18 protein-coding genes are annotated in these 18921 nt (G+C 60.4%); 9 read left to right on the forward strand and 9 right to left on the reverse strand.

The genetic code is table 11. The features are described 5' to 3' along the window. Positions 1 to 236: 236 nt before the first annotated feature. The 6 genes from lpdA to sucC form a co-directional block, all read right to left on the reverse strand. Positions 237 to 1631, reverse strand: a complete 1395-nt coding sequence (lpdA, locus tag ACGKZZ_RS03675; RefSeq protein WP_411222079.1) for a dihydrolipoyl dehydrogenase — start codon at positions 1629 to 1631, stop codon at positions 237 to 239. An 86-nt stretch (positions 1632 to 1717) separates the two neighbouring features. After that, the gene (locus ACGKZZ_RS03680) at positions 1718 to 2128 is read right to left on the reverse strand and encodes an MAPEG family protein (protein WP_411222080.1); all 411 of its coding nucleotides are present in this window, start codon (positions 2126 to 2128) and stop codon (positions 1718 to 1720) included. A gap of 81 nt (positions 2129 to 2209) precedes the next feature. Then, positions 2210 to 3757, reverse strand: coding sequence for a 2-oxoglutarate dehydrogenase complex dihydrolipoyllysine-residue succinyltransferase (gene odhB / locus ACGKZZ_RS03685; RefSeq protein WP_411222081.1), 1548 nt, complete (start codon positions 3755 to 3757; stop codon positions 2210 to 2212). Between the two features lies 1 nt (position 3758). Beyond that, positions 3759 to 6725 (reverse strand): 2-oxoglutarate dehydrogenase E1 component, encoded by a 2967-nt coding sequence (locus ACGKZZ_RS03690; protein WP_411222082.1) that lies wholly within the window; start codon positions 6723 to 6725, stop codon positions 3759 to 3761. A gap of 122 nt (positions 6726 to 6847) precedes the next feature. Continuing rightward, complete coding sequence (gene sucD, locus ACGKZZ_RS03695; RefSeq protein WP_411222083.1) at positions 6848 to 7732, reverse strand: succinate--CoA ligase subunit alpha; 885 nt, start codon at positions 7730 to 7732, stop codon at positions 6848 to 6850. Between the two features lie 83 nt (positions 7733 to 7815). Next, positions 7816 to 9009 (reverse strand): ADP-forming succinate--CoA ligase subunit beta, encoded by a 1194-nt coding sequence (sucC, locus tag ACGKZZ_RS03700; RefSeq protein ID WP_411222084.1) that lies wholly within the window; start codon positions 9007 to 9009, stop codon positions 7816 to 7818. Positions 9010 to 9388: 379 nt separating this feature from the next. On the opposite strand from sucC, the gene ACGKZZ_RS03705 reads away from it, so the two are divergent. Further along, the gene (locus tag ACGKZZ_RS03705; RefSeq protein ID WP_411222085.1) at positions 9389 to 10435 is read left to right on the forward strand and encodes a glycosyltransferase family 2 protein; all 1047 of its coding nucleotides are present in this window, start codon (positions 9389 to 9391) and stop codon (positions 10433 to 10435) included. Positions 10436 to 10475: 40 nt separating this feature from the next. On the opposite strand, the gene ACGKZZ_RS03710 is transcribed toward ACGKZZ_RS03705, so the two are convergent. The 3 genes from ACGKZZ_RS03710 to ACGKZZ_RS03720 all read right to left on the reverse strand — a co-directional run bounded on the left by ACGKZZ_RS03710 (position 10476) and on the right by ACGKZZ_RS03720 (position 12926). Next, complete coding sequence (locus ACGKZZ_RS03710) at positions 10476 to 11420, reverse strand: class I SAM-dependent methyltransferase (RefSeq protein WP_411222086.1); 945 nt, start codon at positions 11418 to 11420, stop codon at positions 10476 to 10478. After that, on the reverse strand, positions 11390 to 12352 hold the full coding sequence (mdh, locus tag ACGKZZ_RS03715) for a malate dehydrogenase (protein ID WP_411222087.1): 963 nt from the start codon (positions 12350 to 12352) through the stop codon (positions 11390 to 11392). The genes ACGKZZ_RS03710 and mdh overlap by 31 nt, the downstream gene beginning before the upstream one ends. A 268-nt stretch (positions 12353 to 12620) precedes the next feature. Further along, positions 12621 to 12926: a hypothetical protein gene (locus tag ACGKZZ_RS03720; protein ID WP_411222088.1), complete on the reverse strand. Its 306-nt coding sequence runs from the start codon at positions 12924 to 12926 to the stop codon at positions 12621 to 12623. A gap of 197 nt (positions 12927 to 13123) precedes the next feature. Here ACGKZZ_RS03720 and ACGKZZ_RS03725 point away from each other — a divergent pair, with 197 nt between their 5' ends. The 8 genes from ACGKZZ_RS03725 (at position 13124) to ACGKZZ_RS03760 (ending at position 18913) form a co-directional block, all read left to right on the forward strand. Next, a complete protein-coding gene (locus ACGKZZ_RS03725) occupies positions 13124 to 13981 on the forward strand; it encodes an HpcH/HpaI aldolase/citrate lyase family protein (protein ID WP_411222090.1) in 858 nt (285 codons plus the stop codon). Between the two features lie 3 nt (positions 13982 to 13984). Then, a complete protein-coding gene (locus ACGKZZ_RS03730; RefSeq protein WP_411222091.1) occupies positions 13985 to 14536 on the forward strand; it encodes an NnrU family protein in 552 nt (183 codons plus the stop codon). Between the two features lies 1 nt (position 14537). Beyond that, entirely contained in the window at positions 14538 to 14741 is a 204-nt protein-coding gene (locus ACGKZZ_RS03735) for a DUF1737 domain-containing protein (protein WP_411222092.1), read from the forward strand. A gap of 23 nt (positions 14742 to 14764) precedes the next feature. Beyond that, positions 14765 to 15796, forward strand: coding sequence for a MaoC family dehydratase (locus ACGKZZ_RS03740; RefSeq protein ID WP_411222093.1), 1032 nt, complete (start codon positions 14765 to 14767; stop codon positions 15794 to 15796). Positions 15797 to 16014: 218 nt separating this feature from the next. Next, on the forward strand, positions 16015 to 16401 hold the full coding sequence (sdhC, locus tag ACGKZZ_RS03745; RefSeq protein ID WP_411222094.1) for a succinate dehydrogenase, cytochrome b556 subunit: 387 nt from the start codon (positions 16015 to 16017) through the stop codon (positions 16399 to 16401). 10 nt (positions 16402 to 16411) lie between these two features. Beyond that, on the forward strand, positions 16412 to 16783 hold the full coding sequence (sdhD, locus tag ACGKZZ_RS03750) for a succinate dehydrogenase, hydrophobic membrane anchor protein (RefSeq protein WP_411222095.1): 372 nt from the start codon (positions 16412 to 16414) through the stop codon (positions 16781 to 16783). Between the two features lie 16 nt (positions 16784 to 16799). Next, complete coding sequence (gene sdhA, locus ACGKZZ_RS03755; protein ID WP_411222096.1) at positions 16800 to 18605, forward strand: succinate dehydrogenase flavoprotein subunit; 1806 nt, start codon at positions 16800 to 16802, stop codon at positions 18603 to 18605. Next, entirely contained in the window at positions 18605 to 18913 is a 309-nt protein-coding gene (locus ACGKZZ_RS03760) for a hypothetical protein (RefSeq protein WP_411222097.1), read from the forward strand. The genes sdhA and ACGKZZ_RS03760 overlap by 1 nt, the downstream gene beginning before the upstream one ends. Positions 18914 to 18921 lie beyond the last annotated feature (8 nt).

The raw sequence follows: 18921 nt of genomic DNA on the forward strand, positions 1-18921 counted from the left end.
GCTCTCTTTCCGGTGGTGACGCGCCGACCATGAGAGACCGGTTTCAGCAGGCCCCGAGAGGGGTACAGGTCCGGGGGGCAACCCCTGATTTTGAGAGAATGGTCAGCCCGAACGGGGCGGCGCCGCTTCTTTTCAGCATCAAGGCTCTTTCTCAAGAGCCTGTCCCAAGCGGTTTCAAACCCGCTTCAGGAAGCCATGTCGACATGGCTTCCCGCTTTGCGTGGTAAATGGGTTTCTTAACTGTGGATCGCGCCGTCGCCGCAGGCCAGCGCCGCTTCGCGTACCGCTTCGGAATAGGTGGGGTGGGCGTGGCAGGTCATTGCCAGATCCTCGGCGGCCGCACCGAACTCCATCGCGACACAGACCTCGTGAATGAGATCCCCCGCCATCGGGCCGATGATATGCGCGCCCAAGATGCGATCGGTGTCCTTGTCGGCGAGGATCTTGACGAACCCGTCAGCGGCAAAATTCGCCTTGGCCCGGCCATTGCCCATGAAGGAGAACTTGCCCGCCTTGTAGGCGCGGCCTTCTTCTTTCAGTTGCTCTTCGGTCTGGCCGACGGTGGCAACCTCGGGATGGGTGTAGATCACGCTGGGAATGACGCCGTAGTTCACATGACCATGCTTGCCCGCAATCACCTCGGCGCAGGCCATGCCTTCGTCCTCGGCCTTGTGCGCGAGCATCGGGCCGTCGATGCAATCGCCGATGGCGTAAATGCCCGGCACGTTGGTCTGCCACTGCTTGTCGGTTTTGATCTGGCCCCGCTCGGACACTGCGATCCCAAGCGCATCAAGCCCGATGCCGTCGGTATAGGGGCGGCGGCCGGTGGCGACGAGCACCACATCGGCCTCGGCGCTGTGCTCGCTGTCATCCTTGCGCAGCTTGTAGCTCACCTTGGCCTTGCCCTTGGACGCGTCCACGCTTTGCACGGCGGCCCCCATGGTGAATTTAAGCCCCTGTTTCGTGAGGAGCTTCTGAAAGGTCTTTTGCACTTCTCCGTCCATCCCCGGCGTGACCCGATCAAGGAATTCGATCACCTGCACCTCGGTGCCCAGACGGCTGTAGACCGAACCAAGCTCCAGCCCGATCACGCCCGCGCCGATGACGATCATGGTCTTGGGGATTTTGGGCAATTCCAACGCGCCGGTGGAACTGACCACGGTTTTCTCGTCCACCGTCACATCGGCACCGGGCACCGGCGACACTTCGGAGCCTGAAGCGATGATGATGTTCTTGGCCTCATGCACCTCGTCGCCAACCTTGACGCGGCCCGCCTCGGGGATGGAGCCCCAGCCCTTGAGCCAGTCGATTTTGTTCTTCTTGAACAGGAATTCGATGCCCTTGGTGTTGGTCTCGATCACGTCGTCCTTGTAGGCCAGCATCTGCTTCCAGTCGACCGAAGGGGATTTGCCCTTCAGTCCCATCTTGGCGAAATTGTGCTCGGCCTCGTGCAGCATGTGGCTGGAATGCAGCAAGGCTTTCGAGGGGATACAGCCGACGTTGAGGCAGGTGCCGCCCAGTGTCTCGCGGCCCTCGACGCAGGCGGTCTTCAGGCCCAGCTGCGCGCAGCGGATCGCGGCCACATAGCCGCCGGGGCCGGAGCCGATGATGATGACGTCATACTGTGCCATTGGGTCTTCCTTTTCTTGGGTGGGGATCGGGGGCGCTGCCCCCGCGCGCCTTGCGCGCTCCCCCGAGGTATTTTGAACCGGAGAAGTTACATAAGCGCCGCGATCAGCATCAGGGTGGTCGCGCCGAACCCCGCGAACCAGATCACCGAGCGCCACGGCGTCCAGCCGAAATAATAGGCCGGGATGTAGAGCACTCGGGCGACCAGATAGATCACGGCACACAGCGCGGTCAGGGCCGTGCCCTGATCGGAGAAGCTGATCACCGTGCAGGCGATGCCGAACAGGATCAGCCCTTCGAAATGATTGTTCATCGCCCGGTAGAGACGCGCGGTCTTGTCGCTCAACTGGTCTTCGAGACTGCCCCCCAACCGCTTGCGATCGCGCGGAGAGGCGGTCTTGCCGGGGCCGAGTTCGAGGTTGGCAGGCACGGCCATGAGCACGAATTGTAGCACTTGGAGCAGCGCTGCGAGGGTGAGGGCGGTGAGTTCTGGGGTCATGGCGGTCCTGTTAGTGAGTGAGGCGCGCTGGGATGGCGCACCTTACAACATGGTTATGGGATGCGCCGTCGCGCACAACCCTCACAAATCCATCAACAACCGGCGCGGATCTTCGAGCGCCTCTTTCACCCGCACGAGGAACGTCACAGCGCCCTTGCCGTCCACAACGCGGTGGTCGTAGCTCAGCGCGAGGTACATCATCGGGCGGATCACGATCTCGCCGCCGATCACCATCGCGCGGTCCTGGATCTTGTGCATGCCCAGAATGCCGGATTGCGGCGGGTTCAGGATGGGTGAGGACATCAGAGAGCCGTAGACGCCGCCGTTCGATATGGTGAAGGTGCCGCCCTGCATTTCGGCCATGCTCAGCTTGCCATCGCGGGCGCGGCGGCCTTTTTCGGCGATGGCTTTCTCGATCTCGGCAAAGCTCATCTGGTCGGCATCGCGGATCACCGGAACGACCAAACCCTGCGGCGTGCCGGCGGCGACGCCCATATGGACGAAGTTCTTGTAGACGATGTCGGTGCCGTCGATCTCGGCATTGACCTCGGGCACCTCTTTCAGCGCATGGCAGCAGGCCTTGGTGAAGAAGGACATGAAGCCGAGGCGGACGCCGTGCTTCTTTTCGAACTGGTCCTTGTACTCGTTGCGTAGCTCCATGACCCCGGTCATGTCCGCCTCGTTATAGGTGGTCAGGATCGCGGCGGTGTTCTGGGCGTCCTTGAGGCGGCGGGCGATGGTCTGGCGCAGGCGGGTCATTTTGACCCGTTCCTCGCGCGAGGCATCGTCGGCGGAGACCGGGGCGCGGGGGGCGCTTGCCGGGGCAGAGGTTTGCGCCGGGGCGCTGGAGGCGGCGGCAACCGCTTTGGCGACGTCGTCTTTCATGATGCGCCCATCGCGGCCTGTGCCCTGAACCTGATCGGCGGAGATGCCGGCTTCGGCCATAGCCTTCTTGGCGGACGGTGCGTCTTCGACATCGCCGCCGGTGCTGGCGGGCTGTGCGGCGGGGGCGGGTTTGGTTTCCTGTGCGCTCGCCGATGTCGACGCTCCGCTGCTTCCGCCGATCACGGCGAGCTTGCCTCCGGCCTCGACGGTGCTGCCCTCTTCAGCGAGGATTTCGCTCAAGGTGCCGGCGCTCGGGGCGGGGACTTCGACGGAAACCTTGTCGGTCTCAAGCTCGCACAGCATCTCGTCCTGCGCGACGGTGTCGCCAACCTTCTTGAACCATGTCGAGACCGTGGCCTCGGACACGGATTCTCCCAAAGTGGGCACCATCACATCGACCGATTTGCCGCCGTCGTCCTTGTCCTTGGCCGGTTTGTCCGCTTCGGCCTTCTTTTCGGCCTTTGCCTCGGACGGGCGTTCCTCGACCTGTGTCGCGCCGGCCTCGCCGGACTCCGCGATATTCGCCAGCAGAGCATCGACACCGACGGTATCGCCTTCGTTTGCCACGATATCGGCCAGTTTTCCGGCCACCGGCGAGGGGACTTCAACCGTGACCTTGTCGGTTTCGAGCTCGCACAGCATCTCGTCCACGGCGACGTCGTCACCGGGCTTCTTGAACCATGTGGCAACCGTGGCTTCGGTTACGGATTCGCCCAATGTGGGTACACGCACTTCGGTGGTCATGTCATTTCTTTCCTTCGATCGTCAGCGCTTCGTCTACGAGTGCTGCTTGCTGTGCTTTGTGTTGGCTGGCCAGACCTGTGGCAGGTGAGGCCGATGTGGCGCGGCCCACGTATTTCGGGCGTTTGGTCTTGGCTTTGATGCGGCCCAGAACCCATTCGATATTCGGCTCCATGAAGGTCCAGCCACCCTGGTTCTTGGGCTCCTCCTGACACCAGATCATGTCGGCATCGGGGAACCGTTCCAGTTCCTTGACCGCAGAGATCGCCGGGAACGGATAGAACTGTTCGAACCGCAGGAGGTAGATGTCGTCGATGCCGCGTGCGTCGCGTTCTTCGAGCAGATCGTAATAGACCTTGCCGGAACACATCACCACGCGCTTGATCTTGTCATCCGCCACTAGCTTGGTGTCGGAATTGCCGTATTGGGCATCATCCCACAAGACACGGTGGAAACTGGACCCGGTTACAAATTCCTCGGTCTTTGAAACGGCCAGCTTGTGGCGCAGAAGCGATTTCGGGGTCATCAGGATCAGCGGTTTGCGGAACGAGCGGTGCAATTGGCGACGCAGGATGTGGAAATAGTTCGCCGGGGTTGTGCAATTGGCGACGATCCAGTTGTCCTGACCGCACATCTGCAAGAACCGTTCCAGACGGGCAGAGGAGTGTTCCGGTCCCTGACCTTCAAAGCCATGCGGCAGCAGGCAGACGAGGCCCGACATGCGCAGCCATTTGCTTTCGCCGGAGCTGATGAACTGGTCGAACATGATCTGCGCACCATTGGCGAAATCGCCGAACTGTGCTTCCCACAGGGTCAGCGCGTTGGGTTCGGCAAGGCTGTAGCCGTACTCAAACCCAAGGACGGCGTATTCCGAAAGGGCGCTGTCGATCACCTCGAAGCGCGACTGGCCTTCCCGGATATGGTTCAGCGGGTAGTAGCGGTCTTCGTTGTCCTGATTGACCAGCCCGGAATGGCGCTGGCTGAAGGTGCCTCGGGTGCTGTCCTGGCCGGACAGGCGGACCGGGTAGCCTTCCGTCAGCAACGAGCCGAACGCCAGAGCCTCGGCAGTTGCCCAATCAAAGCCCTGACCGCTGTCGAACATCTCCTTGCGGGTATCGAGCAGGCGCGCCACGGTCTTGTGTAGCGGGAAGTTATCGGGCGTGGTGGTCAGCGCGGTGCCGATTTCCTCCACTGTCTCGGGCTTGATCGAGGTTTTGCCACGCTGGTACTTGCCCTGTTTCTGACGGTCGAGATGCGACCAGCGCCCGTCGAGCCAATCGGCCTTGTTCGGCTTGTAATTCTTGCCCGCCTCGAACTCTTCGTTGAGATGAGACTGGAACGCCGCCTTCATATCCTCGATCTCGCCCTCGGGGATCAGGCCGTCCTTGACCAGACGCTCGGTGTACAGGCTCAGCGTGGTCTTTTGCTGCTTGATCTTCTTGTACATCAAGGGGTTGGTGAACATCGGTTCATCCCCCTCGTTGTGACCGAAGCGGCGGTAGCAGAAAATGTCGATCACAGCGTCCTTGCTGAATTTCTGGCGGAACTCCGTGGCGACCTTGGCGGCGTGAACCACCGCTTCGGGGTCATCGCCGTTGACGTGGAAGATCGGCGCTTCGACCACCAGCGCGTTGTCGGTGGGGTAGGGCGAGGAGCGGCTGAAATGCGGTGCGGTGGTAAAGCCGATCTGGTTGTTGACCACGATATGAATCGTGCCGCCGGTGCGGTGACCGCGCACGCCGGAGAGTGCGAAGCATTCCGCGACAACGCCCTGACCGGCAAAAGCGGCGTCGCCATGCAGCAAGAGCGGCATGACCTGCTTGCGATCGTTGTCGTTCAGTTGATCCTGCTTGGCGCGTACCTTGCCCAGAACAACCGGGTTCACCGCTTCGAGGTGGGAGGGGTTCGCCGTCAGGGACAGGTGCACAGAATTGCCGTCGAATTCGCGGTCGGATGATGCACCGAGGTGGTACTTCACATCGCCCGAGCCGTCGACATCTTCGGGTTTGAAGCTGCCGCCCTGAAATTCGTTGAAGATCGCGCGGTAGGGTTTCTGCATCACGTTGGCAAGAACCGACAAGCGGCCCCGGTGCGGCATCCCGATGATGATTTCCTTGACGCCAAGATTGCCGCCGCGCTTGATGATCTGCTCCATCGCCGGGATCAGGCTTTCGCCGCCATCAAGGCCGAAACGCTTGGTGCCCATGTATTTGACGTGCAAGAATTTCTCGAAGCCCTCGGCCTCGACCATCTTGTTGAGGATCGCCTTGCGGCCAACACGCGTGAACTTGACCTCTTTGCCGTAACCCTCGATCCGCTCCTTCAGCCAGGCGGATTGTTCGGGGTCCGAGATGTGCATGTATTGCAGCGCAAACGTGCCGCAATAGGTGCTTTTGACGATATCCACGATCTGGCGCATCGACGCGATCTGGAGGCCCAGAACGTTGTCGATGAAGATCGGGCGATCCATGTCGCTGTCGGTGAAACCGTAGGATTTTGGTTCAAGTTCGGGATGGGGTGTCTCGTCGCGCATGTTCAGCGGATCGAGATCGGCGGCGAGATGGCCGCGAATCCGGTACGCGCGGATCAACATCAGGGCGCGGATGGAATCAAGCACAGCGCGCTGGATGGCGTCGTCGGTGATTTCGACACCCTTTTCCTGCGCCTTGGCCTTGATCTTTTCGCCTGCCGCCTTTGTCTCGATCGGGGCAGGCCATTGACCATCGAGCGCCGCGGTCAGATCGTCGCTCGGTTGCGGCGGCCAGTCGGTGCGCGCCCAGCTTGGTCCGGTCGCCTCGGCCTTGATGCTGCGGTCGTCATCGCCCAACTGCTTGAAGAACGCCTGCCACGCCTCATCGACCGCGTTCGGATCGTTGGCATAGCGGGCATACATCTGTTCCAGATAGGCCGCATTGTGCCCCTGCATGAAGCTGGAGGCGTGGAAGAGATCGTTGGGGCTTTGATCCGTCATGTTTTGGTCCTCCTGACCGGTCTTGATCAAGCAGCAGGAAAGCGGATCGCAAGATCCGCCATCACGCAGCTTGGCAACAGGGTGGGCAATTTACCCACCCTGTGCAAGTGGCGGGGCCTGTATCAGCCCTTGATCGCCTCCAAAACCGCTTCGCCAAGGCTGGCGGGGCTTTCGGCAACGGTGATCCCGGCGGATTTCATCGCCTCGATCTTGTCGTCAGCGCCACCTTTGCCACCGGCGACGATGGCGCCGGCATGGCCCATGCGGCGGCCCGGAGGAGCGGTGCGCCCGGCGATGAAACCGGCCGTGGGCTTCCAGCGGCCCTTCTTCTTCTCATCGGCCAGGAACTGCGCGGCTTCCTCTTCGGCAGAGCCGCCGATTTCGCCGATCATGATGATGCTCTCGGTCTCGTCGTCGGCCAGGAACCATTCAAGCACATCGATATGCTCAGTGCCCTTGATCGGATCACCACCGATGCCGACGCAGGTGGACTGTCCCAGTCCCACATCGGTGGTCTGCTTGACCGCCTCATAGGTGAGCGTGCCCGAGCGCGACACCACGCCGACGCTGCCGCGACGGTGGATGTGGCCGGGCATGATGCCGATCTTGCACGCATCGGGCGTGATGACGCCGGGGCAGTTCGGGCCGATCAGGATCGATTTCGAGGTCTCCAGCGCGCGCTTGACCTTCATCATGTCGAGCACCGGGATGCCTTCGGTTATGCAGACGATCACTTCCATCTCGGCGTCGATCGCTTCGAGGATCGAATCCGCCGCGAAGGGCGGCGGGACGTAGATGACCGAAGCATTGGCCTGCGTCTGGTGCTTGGCCTCGTGGACCGAGTTGAAGACCGGCAGGTCAAGATGCGTCATCCCGCCCTTGCCCGGTGTCACGCCGCCGACCATCTTGGTGCCATAGGCGATCGCCTGTTCGGTGTGAAAGGTGCCCTGAGAGCCGGTAAGACCCTGACAGATGACTTTGGTGTTTTCGTCGATGAGGACTGCCATGTGGCGTTCTCCTATGTAGGGTGCGTGATTTCACGCACCTGAAATTCCGTCACAAAGGTGCGTGAAATCACGCACCCTACACATCAGCCCTTAACCGCCTTCACGATCTTCTGCGCGCCGTCCTTGAGGTCGTCGGCGGCAATGACGTCGAGGCCGGAGTTCGAGATGATCTCTTTCCCCTTGTCGACATTCGTGCCTTCCAGACGCACTACCAGCGGCACCTTGAGACCGACTTCCTTGACCGCGGCGATCACGCCTTCCGCGATCACGTCGCAGCGCATGATGCCGCCAAAGATGTTGACGAGGATGCCCTTGACCTGCGGATCGGAGGTGATGATCTTGAACGCCTCGGTGACCTTTTCCTTGGTCGCGCCGCCGCCCACGTCGAGGAAGTTGGCAGGCTCGGCGCCGTAGAGCTTGATGATGTCCATCGTCGCCATCGCAAGGCCCGCGCCGTTCACCATGCAGCCGATTTCACCGTCCAGAGCGATGTAGTTGAGGTCGTATTTGGACGCCTCAAGCTCTTTGGGGTCTTCTTCGGTGGTGTCGCGCAACTCGGCAATGTCGGGGTGGCGGTAGATGGCGTTGCCGTCAAAGCCCATCTTGGCATCGAGGCATTTCAGATCGCCCTCGTCGGACACGATCAGCGGGTTGATCTCGAGCATCTCCATGTCTTTTTCGACGAAGAGCTTGTAAAGCGTGCCCATCAGCGCGACGCATTGTTTGACCTGCTTGCCTTCCAGCCCGAGGTTGAAGGCGATGCGGCGGCCGTGAAACGGCTGGTAGCCGGTGGCGGGATCAACGCTGAAGGACAGGATCTTGTCAGGCGTGTTCTCGGCCACTTCCTCGATGTCCATGCCGCCTTCGGTGGAGGCGACAAAGGACACGCGCGATGTCTGACGATCCACGAGAAGGGCGAGGTACATCTCGGTCTGGATGCCCGAGCCATCTTCGATATAGATGCGGTTGACCTGCTTGCCGGCGTCGCCGGTCTGCTTGGTGACCAGCGTGCGGCCCAGCATTTTCTTGGCTTCCTCGGCGGCTTCTTCCACCGACTTGGCAAGACGCACACCACCGGCTTCGCCAGCGCTGTCTTCCTTGAACGTGCCCTTGCCGCGCCCACCGGCGTGAATTTGTGCCTTGACCACCCAGAGCGGTCCGTCCATTTCGCCAGCTTTGGTCTTGGCCTCTTCGGCCTTGAGAACCACGCGGCCATCCGACACCGGAGCGCCGTAGCTGCGTAGCAGGGCTTTCGCCTGATACTCGTGGATGTTCATCGGTACACTGTCCCGTTCATTGCTGCGGTTGGCGTTGATATACGATTGTATACAGTATGGAATTAAGGGCCTTTTTGCCGCAGAGGCGGAAACCGGCCCAAAAAGCGACATTTGTGATCACAGGCAAAAATCGTGTGATCACAAATACTCCTTCGCACGTAGATACCGCACTGCGAGAACGGACAGAAGGCCGATTCCTTTCGGAGATAAAGCGCTTTCAGGAGTTGTTCCCAGAGCGTGTCGGTTTTTTCGCGGGTGCATCGCATCGGGGAAAAGACGACCCGAGTTCATGTACGATCAACCCCGGACATTGGCCGCTTGTCCGCAGACTGGCTTTAAACTACTCAAAGCGCCATTCGCAACAAAGGTCCGGATCGCCATGAAAACGCTGCAACGCTATGGTTCCGACGTTTTCGATGCGACGGCTTTGCCAGTCGTGTCGCTGCTCCATAATGAGGCCAACATCGTGCAGGATTTCCTGTCGCACTACCGTGGATTGGGGCCAGTTTCGTTCCTGATCGTGGATGATGGATCGACGGACGGCACGGCCGAGCTGTTGGCGGACGCGCCCGATGTGACGGTGTTTCGCCCGGTTGCCGGTTCAACCTACCGCGAGGACAAGGCCGTCTGGCGCTCGGAGTTGCTGGATGCCTATGGGGATGCTCGGTGGTGCCTTGTTCCCGATCTGGACGAGCATTTTGTCTATGCCGGAGCCGACACACTTGCGCACTATATCGCGCAGCTTGAAGCCGAAGGGGCCGAAGCGGTCGCAACGTTGATGATTGATATGTATGGCGACCAGCCGCTGCGCGATCATGTGCATCCTGTCGGTGAGGATTTGGCATTGGGCAAACGGTTCACGCTTTTTGACGGTCCCGACGCGTATGCGATGCGCAGCGTGATGGGGCGGGCGATCCGTCGGTTTCCAACGCCGCCGATTGCCTTTCACGGCGGGCCACGGGACAGGTTGCAGCGTGGCGGGCTTTTTGACGGAGCGGGCCGATTGAGCCGCTGGGTATTGCAGAACCGGGTCGGGCTGGACCAACCGATCCGCGCGCGGTCGTCAATGGGGCGCAGGATCGTTGATCGGTTTGCCCGAGCGCAGTTTTCCGGAACGCTCAATATGACAAAACTCGGGTTGTTGCGCTGGCAACGGGGCCTGCGATTCAACGGCGGCGCGCACAAGGTGAACCGGATTTTGCCGGTTTCCGAAAGCATCGCGGGATTTCTGCACTACCCGTTCACACGCGGGCAGGCGGGCGTCGCCTATATCGCCCGGCGCGGGCAGCATGCGGGGGGCGCAAAGCACTATCGGGCGGTTCTGGACACCGACATGATGGACCGGTCGCTGGTGCATGAGGGCAGCCGGGTGTTCTCTGATATCGCCGACCTCACGGGGCTGATCCGCCCGGTTCCGGTGCGTTAGATACAAAAAAAGCGTGCGCTGACCTGGCAGCAGTGAGATGTCAGGCAGATTTTTTCATCATGACGCGTCTTGCGTTTCCGTAGGCGGAGTCGGTCAGCGTGGACACTTTGCCAATCGAGCCGAGGGCTTTGATCCCCGGTTCGGCCCGGCGCGCCCGGAGATCTAGAATAACGGCACCCTCGGGCGACACTCCATCTTCAAAGAATGTCATGTAGGTGTCGCATGGATAGTGAAACCCGCAAGAGATAAAGCTCACGGCAAGATCGACCGGGGGTTGGTCAGAGACGGCCTCTTTCTCTGGGTTTATGCAAACGATATCTTTTTTCGCCACGCCATTTGCCTCGAGAAAGGCACGGGCGACGCCAAGATTGGAATAAGCGGCCCCTTCCTCACGAAATCCGAAATGCCGGTCTTCGCTGTGTTCCAGGTCGATCAGTAGAAGACGACCGGGGTGGTCTTGCCACAGAAAGAGATCGAAAATTGCATAACCGCATCCGATATCTGCGGTCGATTTCGGGCTTAACCTGTCGATGGCTGGTTTGATCTCTTGATACTCCAGCCAGATGACGCTCGCGGCGCGACGGATCAGATCGTCTCGCATTTTGTCGACCAGTGCCAATGCGGGGCCGGAATCACCCTCGGCCCACGCCTTGGTGACCTTTCCGGGGCGCGGTTGATCACGGATGATCTCTGATCTTTGCAGGATGAGATTGACGACATCTTCCGTGCTGAAACATGTGACATCGAGCGATTTGATGATGTCCAGGTCACACGCGTCCAGCGTCTGTTCGAACGTAATCAAGGAAGAAGCCTCTTGAAGTGAAAGGGCGCGGCAACAGCCGCACGCTAGATCTATTCTGCGGGTTGAACAATCATCGTCGCGCGTCAGGATAATCATAAAAAAACGCAGCGACGCTGGGCCGCTGCGTTTTTTTTCCGTGACGTAATCTGTATTTACGCGAGGCTGTCGTCGATGCCCTTGCATGCCTCGACAAGGCCTTTCACCGCGTTGACGGAGTTGTCGAACATGACTTGCTCGTCTTTCGTCAGCTTGATGTCGACGACCTTTTCGATACCGCCAGCGCCGATGATGGTGGGGACGCCAACGTAAAAACCGTTCAGGCCGAATTCGCCGTCGCAATGGGCTGCGCAGGGGAGCAGGCGTTTCTGATCTTTCAAATACGCTTCGGCCATTTCGATGGCAGAGGTTGCCGGCGCGTAGAAGGCCGAGCCGGTTTTCAGCAGGCCGACGATTTCCGCACCGCCATCGCGGGTGCGCTGGACGATGGCGTCAAGCTTGTCCTGTGTTGTCCAGCCCATCTTGACCAGATCGGGCAGCGGGATGCCCGCGACTGTCGAGTAGCGGGTGAGCGGCACCATCGTGTCGCCGTGGCCGCCGAGAACGAAGGCGGTGACGTCGCGCATCGAGACGTCGAATTCGAGGCTGAGGAAGTGGCGGAAACGGGCGCTGTCGAGTACGCCGGCCATGCCGCAGACCTTTTCGGTGGGCAGGCCCGAGAACTGCTGAAGCGCCCAGACCATCGCGTCGAGCGGGTTGGTGATGCAGATCACGAACGCATCCGGTGCGTTGGCGGCGATGCCTTCGCCGACGGATTTCATCACCTTGAGGTTGATGCCAAGAAGGTCGTCGCGGCTCATGCCCGGTTTGCGGGGAACACCGGCGGTGACGATGCAGACATCCGCGCCTGCGATGTCGGCGTAATCCTGGGTTCCCTTGAGAGTCGCATCAAAACCCTCGGCGGGGCCGGATTCAGCGATGTCGAGCGCTTTGCCCTCGGGGATGCCTTCGGAGATGTCGAAGAGCACAACATCACCCAATTCTTTCAGTGCCACGAGGTGCGCGAGCGTGCCCCCGATCTGTCCTGCGCCGATGAGGGCAATCTTTGGTCTGGCCATGGAAACTGTCTCCGGTCCGATGTGAATTTTGCGATGTGCTAGTCCGACTGCCCGGCTTTCGCAAGTGCGGCGGAGCGAAGCGGTTATTTGCGTGATTGTGGCAAAGTTCGATTAAGTCGGGAGTTTCCCACAGGTTAGTGTTTGAATTCGGCCTTGAGCAGCGGGCCCGTTTTTTGCGTCGCGTCCGTTTGAGGTGACTGCACCGGCGTTTCTCGGAGGTCATGTCCGGCGTCACTGCGTGCCGACGCGGTGTCGATTCTGCGGGGGCTCAGGCGTCTTTGGTCGGGACGGGGAGCGTTTCGGCCAGTGTTTCGAATGCGAGACCGCTGGCGATCAGGCAGGTCACGCCCGAGGGCGAAGTGACTGTGATTGTCCAGCTGCCGGTATCCATTGAGGCGAACACTTCGAGCAGCGTGTTGTTCTGGCCCAGACCGATGGACTGGCGGGTTTCACTGTAGATGTCCGCCAGCCGCTCCAGAACCTGCGCGCGCGGGGCGCAGGTTTCCTGTGCGTTGCTTTCGTGCGGTATGGCCAGAAGCAGAGCGGTGGCGAGAACGGCGAGTTTCGGTGTCATTGGCGATGCCTCTTATGGTTTGATGACCTGTTGCCCAAAGGGTGAGACGCGATGCCTACCAAATGGTTAACGGCGCGGGCGGCTAACCTTACGGGGCGCTTTTTCTGCACTGCGGCACATCTGGTCTTGCACTATTTGGCTAAAAATGTACCTGTGCAGCGCAACATTATTTCGCACCAATCACTCAGGAGACCGTCATGGACATGCGCAGCCGCCCTTATCGCTCGGTTCTTTATATCCCCGGATCGAAAGACCGGGCGTTGGAGAAGGCGCGCAGCCTGCCGGTGGATGCGATCATTTTCGATCTGGAAGATGCAGTGTCGGTTGATGAAAAGCCGGGCGCGCGTGCGACGCTGGCGGAGGCGCTTGGTGCGGGTGGCTATGGCGCGCGGGTGCGGATCGTGCGGATCAACGGGCTGGACACCGAATGGGGGCACGCCGATGCCGAAGCGGTCACCAAGATGGATTGTGACGCGGTTTTGTTGCCGAAGGTGGAAAGCGCGGCGCAGCTGGATGCGCTGGCCAAGATCACCGGCGACCTGCCGATCTGGGCGATGATGGAGACGCCAAGGGGCATGTTGAACGCTGCCGAGATTGCGGCGCATCCGAAACTGGCCGGGATGGTGATGGGGACCAACGACTTGGCCAAGGAGCTGCAATCGCGGTTCAGGGCCGACCGGATGCCGATGCTTGCTTCGCTGTCGCTGTGCCTGCTTGCGGCCAAGGCCGAGGGGCTGGTGATCGTCGATGGCGTCTACAATGCGTTCAAGGACGAAGACGGATTGCGCGCCGAATGCACGAAAGGGCGCGACATGGGGTTTGATGGAAAGACGTTGATCCATCCAGCGCAGGTGGACATCGCCAATACCGCCTTTGCCCCCACGTCTGAGGAGATTGATCTTGCACGCCGCCAGATCGCTGCCTTCGAAGAAGCGATGGCAGAGGGGCAGGGGGTTGCCGTGGTGGACGGCAAGATCGTCGAAAACCTTCACGTTGCCACGGCGCGTGAAATACTGGCAAAAGCAGAGGCGATAGACGCGATCGAAGCGGGGTAAGCCATGATCGGACTTCTTATACTGGGACTGCTCATCTGGACGGGCGCGCATTTGTTCAAGCGCGTGGCGCCGGAGCGACGGGCCGCGATGGGTGATTCAGGACGCGGCATTGTGGCCGCGGCGCTGGGCCTCAGCCTTGTTCTGATGATCTGGGGCTTTTGGAAGGCCGATTTCATTCCGGTCTGGTATCCGCCCAGTTTCCTGACACATATCAACAACCTGCTGATGCTGGTGGCGATTTTCGTGTTCGGGATGAGCGCGACCACGGGGCGGTTGCGCGGCAAGATGCGGCATCCGCAGCTGACGGCGGTCAAGATCTGGGCCGTCGCGCATTTGCTGGTGAACGGCGATCTGGCGTCGATCATCCTGTTCGGCGGTCTTCTGGCCTGGGCCGTGGCCGAGGTGATCGTGATCAACCGCGCCGAGCCGGTCTGGGATCGCCCGCCGCCGGGGGATGCGAAGAAGGACGTTCTGTTGGTGGTCATCACCATCGTCGCCTATGTCGTGATTTCCCTTATTCACCTGTGGCTTGGCGTTTCGCCGTTTGGAGGATGACATGAAGATTTACCGCTTGTTGACCGAGGACGATACATCGGCCTTTTGCCACAAGGTGTCCGAAGCGTTGAGCAAGGGATGGGAGCTCTATGGCACGCCGACCTATGCGTTCGATCAGGCCAATGGCGTGATGCGTTGCGGGCAGGCGGTGACGAAAGAGATCGACACGCCCTACAGCCCCGACATGAAACTGGGTGCGCAGTAGCTGTTGCGTAAGAAAGAGACGTTATGACCAAGACCAATGCTGGCCGTTTTTTCGAGGATTACGCTGTCGGGCAGGTGATCCGCCATGCGGTGCCGCGGACCGTCAAGATGGGAGAGCGGGCGCTCTATCACGCGCTTTATCCGGCGCGTCACGCGCTCTATTCGTCGGATCAGTTCGCGCAGGATTGCGGCCTGCCGTTCAGCCCGCTTGATGACATGATCGCGTTCCATGTGGTGTTTGGGAAAACCGTACCGGATGTCTCGCTGAACGCGGTGGCGAATCTGGGATATGCCGAAGGGCGTTGGATCACGCCGGTCTGGCCGGGTGACACGTTGCGCTCGGAATCCGAGGTGATCGGTGTCAAGCAGAACTCGAACGGCAAGACTGGTGTTGTCTGGGTTCGCACGCGCGGGATGAACCAGCATGACGAACTGGTTCTGGAATATGTGCGCTGGGTCATGGTGCGCAAGCGTGATGTTGAGGCGGCCGCGCCGGAAACGGTGGTGCCGGAGTTGAAACCGGCGCTTTCGGCGTCTGATCTGGTGATCCCGAAGGGGCTTGATTTCACCGGATACGATTTCGAACTGGCTGGCGAGCCGCATCGCTGGGGCGATTACGAGATCGGTGAGAAGATCGACCATGTGGACGGTGTGACGATCGAGGAAGCCGAGCATATGATGGCAACGCGGCTTTGGCAGAACACCGCCAAGGTGCATTTCGACGCCACGTTCCGGCCCGACGGGCAGCGGCTGATCTATGGCGGGCACATCATCAGCATGGCGCGGGCGTTGTCGTTCAACGGGCTGGCGAATGCGCAGATGATCGTCGGGCTGAATGGCGGAGCACATGCGAACCCGTGTTTCAGCGGTGACACGGTGCGCGCCTGGTCCGAGGTGCTCGACAAGGCAGAAACCGATGCGCCCGGCGTCGGCGCGGTGCGGTTGCGGCTGGTGGCAACCAAGGAGGCTGAATCATTCGAGTTGAAAGGCGAGGACGGCAAGTATCTGCCGCATGTGCTGCTCGATCTCGACTATTGGGCACTGATGCCGGTGTGAAGGTGAAGATGGACTGGCGCGGATCGTTGGAGAAAACCTGAGTGAAAAACTGCGAAACGACAGGGTGAATTTGTGTGATCACACGCTGTAAAAGTGTGATCACATCGCCTCGAAATTTGCGATTCCGGTGATAAAATGACCAAACTGCGCGGTCCTGTCTCGTGACACCGTTGTAAAAAAGAATAGAACCACGTGCAGGAACACGAAAGGACTCAGACATGGCTGACGTCAATCGGGGCAATCGCCCGCTGTCACCGCATTTGCAGGTGTACCGACCACAACTGACCTCAATGACCTCTATCCTGACGCGCATCACCGGCAACGCGATGATCGTTGCGGCGCTGATGATCGTCTGGTGGCTGATCGCGGCCTCGACTGGACCAGAGGCGTTCGCGACGGCAAACGGATTTGTAACAAGCTGGTTCGGCGATCTGGTGCTGTTCCTGTCGGTCTGGGCGCTGTGGTATCATACGCTGGCCGGTGTGCGGCATCTTATCTGGGACAATGCCAAGATGCTGGAGATCGATCAGGCCGAAACGCTGGGCTGGATCGTGATTATCGGGTCGGTCGTTCTGACCGTACTGACTGTTGTTCTGGTTTGGTGAGGCGCGAGACATGGCTTTTTTGACTGACCGCAAGCGTGCCGAGGGACTGGGCTCTGCACAATCGGGAACCGAGCATTTCTGGGCGATGAAGAAATCGTCGATTGCCTTGCTGATCCTCATTCCATTTTTCGTGTTTACCTTTGGCAACGTGCTTGGCTCGTCCTACGAGGACGTTCTGGCCTATTATTCGCGGCCTTTCCCCGCGATCGTGGCGGCGTTGACGCTGCTTGTGGGGTTCAAACACTTCAATGACGGTTTTCAGGTCCTAATCGAGGACTATGTGCATGGCTTGGCCGGGAAGATCATCATCCTCGGCATGACATGCGTAAGCTACGGCGCGGCTGCCGTTGGCGTTTTTGCAATCGCCAAAATGGCCCTTTGACGGAGTTTCCAGGATTATGGCTGCATACGAATACGAGACGCATGATTATGACGTCGTGGTCGTCGGCGCGGGCGGCGCGGGTTTGCGCGCCACGCTGGGCATGGCCGAGCAGGGGTTGCGCACGGCGTGCGTGACCAAGGTGTTCCCGACACGCTCGCACACGGTCGCGGCGCAGGGCGGCATCGCGGCGTCGCTGTCGAACATGGGGCCGGACCATTGGCAGTGGCATATGTATGACACCGTCAAGGGCTCGGACTGGCTGGGCGATACAGACGCGATGGAATACCTCGCGCGTGAGGCGCCCAAGGCGGTGTATGAGCTGGAGCATTACGGCGTGCCGTTTTCGCGCACCGAAGAGGGCAAGATCTACCAGCGCCCCTTTGGCGGCCACACGACAGAATTCGGCGAAGGCCCGCCCGTGCAGCGTACTTGTGCGGCGGCGGACCGTACGGGGCACGCGATCCTGCATACGCTTTATGGACAATCGCTGAAGAACAACGCGGAATTCTACATCGAGTATTTCGCCATTGATCTGGTGATGTCCGACGATGGGCGCTGCACGGGCGTCGTCTGCTGGAAGCTTGATGACGGCACGATGCATGTGTTCAATGCCAAGATGGTCGTGCTGGCGACGGGTGGCTATGGCCGTGCCTATTTCAGCGCTACGTCGGCCCATACCTGCACCGGCGACGGCGGCGGTATGGTGGCGCGGGCAGGGCTGCCGCTTCAGGACATGGAGTTCGTCCAGTTCCACCCGACCGGCATCTATGGCTCTGGTTGTCTCATCACCGAAGGCGCACGCGGCGAAGGGGGTTACCTCACCAACTCCGAGGGCGAGCGCTTCATGGAGCGTTATGCGCCGAACTATAAAGACCTCGCGCCGCGCGATTACGTTTCGCGGTCCATGACCATGGAAATCCGCGAAGGGCGCGGTGTCGGGGACGAGGCGGATCACATTCACCTGAACCTGTCGCATCTGCCGAAAGAGGCGCTTGCCGAACGTCTGCCCGGCATTTCCGAGAGTGCCAAGATTTTCGCCGGTGTCGATGTCACCAAGGAGCCGATCCCGGTTCTGCCGACCGTGCATTACAACATGGGCGGTATTCCGACGAACTATTGGGGCGAAGTGCTGAACCCCACCGAGGATGAGCCGAACAAGGTTGTTCCGGGCCTGATGGCCGTGGGCGAGGCGGGCTGTGCGTCGGTGCATGGCGCGAACCGGCTTGGGTCGAATTCGCTGATTGACCTTGTGGTCTTTGGCCGTGCGGCCGCGATCCGGGCGGGCAAGGTCGTTGACCCCGAAAGCGCCGTGCCTGCGACGAACAAGGCGTCCGTCGACAAGGCGTTTGAGCGGTTCGACGGGTTGCGCAACGCCAATGGCGGCGTTCCGACTGCCGAGCTGCGGCTTGAGATGCAGAAAACCATGCAGGCCGATGCCGCCGTGTTCCGTACGGCCAAGACGATGAAAGAGGGTCTGGACAAGATGACGGCGATTGCCGCCAAGCTGGACGATCTCAAAGTGACCGACCGCAGCCTTGTCTGGAACTCGGATCTGATGGAAACGCTGGAACTGACCAACCTCATGCCCAACGCGCTGGCGACAATCACCGGGGCCGAGGCGCGCAAGGAAAGCCGCGGCGCGCATGCGCATGAGGATTTCAGCACGCGGGACGACGAGAACTGGCGGGTTCATACTATCGCGCGGGTCGAGGGCAACTCGGTTGATCTCAGCTACCGTCCGGTGGTGACAGATCCGCTCTCGACGGAAGCCGAAGGTGGTATCTCGCTCAAGAAGATCGCGCCGAAAGAACGGACGTTCTGATGCGGTTGGTGCTCGCCTCTGTCGTGCTTTTGTCTGCCTGCTCTGTCCAGCAGCAGGACCAGATCGCGCGGGAGGCGGCACGGTCGGCCATAACGCCTGTGCTGGTGGAGCGCTTTCCCGGCGTGCCGCTGGAGCCGACGTTGAACTGCGTGATCTACAATGCCAGTGCGGTGCAAATCCGCGCTCTGGCGGTTGATAGCGTGGCTGGCACAACCCAAAGCACGGTGCAGATCGTGACCGATATCGTCTCGCAACCCGAGACTTTGACTTGTCTGGCGGCCAATGGCCTGCCGGCCCTGCTTCGTTAGGAGAAAGA

It is taken from the genome of Marivita sp. S2033 (assembly GCF_046592965.1).
GTDB lineage: Bacteria > Pseudomonadota > Alphaproteobacteria > Rhodobacterales > Rhodobacteraceae > Marivita.

What these genes read in the sequence shown, in the direction of transcription:
- lpdA (WP_411222079.1), bottom strand. Translation starts at nt 1,631, where the DNA reads ATGGCACAGTATGACGTCATCATCATCGGCTCCGGCCCCGGCGGCTAT.
- ACGKZZ_RS03680 (WP_411222080.1), bottom strand. Translation starts at nt 2,128, where the DNA reads ATGACCCCAGAACTCACCGCCCTCACCCTCGCAGCGCTGCTCCAAGTG.
- odhB (WP_411222081.1), bottom strand. Translation starts at nt 3,757, where the DNA reads ATGACCACCGAAGTGCGTGTACCCACATTGGGCGAATCCGTAACCGAA.
- ACGKZZ_RS03690 (WP_411222082.1), bottom strand. Translation starts at nt 6,725, where the DNA reads ATGACGGATCAAAGCCCCAACGATCTCTTCCACGCCTCCAGCTTCATG.
- sucD (WP_411222083.1), bottom strand. Translation starts at nt 7,732, where the DNA reads ATGGCAGTCCTCATCGACGAAAACACCAAAGTCATCTGTCAGGGTCTT.
- sucC (WP_411222084.1), bottom strand. Translation starts at nt 9,009, where the DNA reads ATGAACATCCACGAGTATCAGGCGAAAGCCCTGCTACGCAGCTACGGC.
- ACGKZZ_RS03705 (WP_411222085.1), top strand. Translation starts at nt 9,389, where the DNA reads ATGAAAACGCTGCAACGCTATGGTTCCGACGTTTTCGATGCGACGGCT.
- ACGKZZ_RS03710 (WP_411222086.1), bottom strand. Translation starts at nt 11,420, where the DNA reads ATGCAAGGGCATCGACGACAGCCTCGCGTAAATACAGATTACGTCACG.
- mdh (WP_411222087.1), bottom strand. Translation starts at nt 12,352, where the DNA reads ATGGCCAGACCAAAGATTGCCCTCATCGGCGCAGGACAGATCGGGGGC.
- ACGKZZ_RS03720 (WP_411222088.1), bottom strand. Translation starts at nt 12,926, where the DNA reads ATGACACCGAAACTCGCCGTTCTCGCCACCGCTCTGCTTCTGGCCATA.
- ACGKZZ_RS03725 (WP_411222090.1), top strand. Translation starts at nt 13,124, where the DNA reads ATGGACATGCGCAGCCGCCCTTATCGCTCGGTTCTTTATATCCCCGGA.
- ACGKZZ_RS03730 (WP_411222091.1), top strand. Translation starts at nt 13,985, where the DNA reads ATGATCGGACTTCTTATACTGGGACTGCTCATCTGGACGGGCGCGCAT.
- ACGKZZ_RS03735 (WP_411222092.1), top strand. Translation starts at nt 14,538, where the DNA reads ATGAAGATTTACCGCTTGTTGACCGAGGACGATACATCGGCCTTTTGC.
- ACGKZZ_RS03740 (WP_411222093.1), top strand. Translation starts at nt 14,765, where the DNA reads ATGACCAAGACCAATGCTGGCCGTTTTTTCGAGGATTACGCTGTCGGG.
- sdhC (WP_411222094.1), top strand. Translation starts at nt 16,015, where the DNA reads ATGGCTGACGTCAATCGGGGCAATCGCCCGCTGTCACCGCATTTGCAG.
- sdhD (WP_411222095.1), top strand. Translation starts at nt 16,412, where the DNA reads ATGGCTTTTTTGACTGACCGCAAGCGTGCCGAGGGACTGGGCTCTGCA.
- sdhA (WP_411222096.1), top strand. Translation starts at nt 16,800, where the DNA reads ATGGCTGCATACGAATACGAGACGCATGATTATGACGTCGTGGTCGTC.
- ACGKZZ_RS03760 (WP_411222097.1), top strand. Translation starts at nt 18,605, where the DNA reads ATGCGGTTGGTGCTCGCCTCTGTCGTGCTTTTGTCTGCCTGCTCTGTC.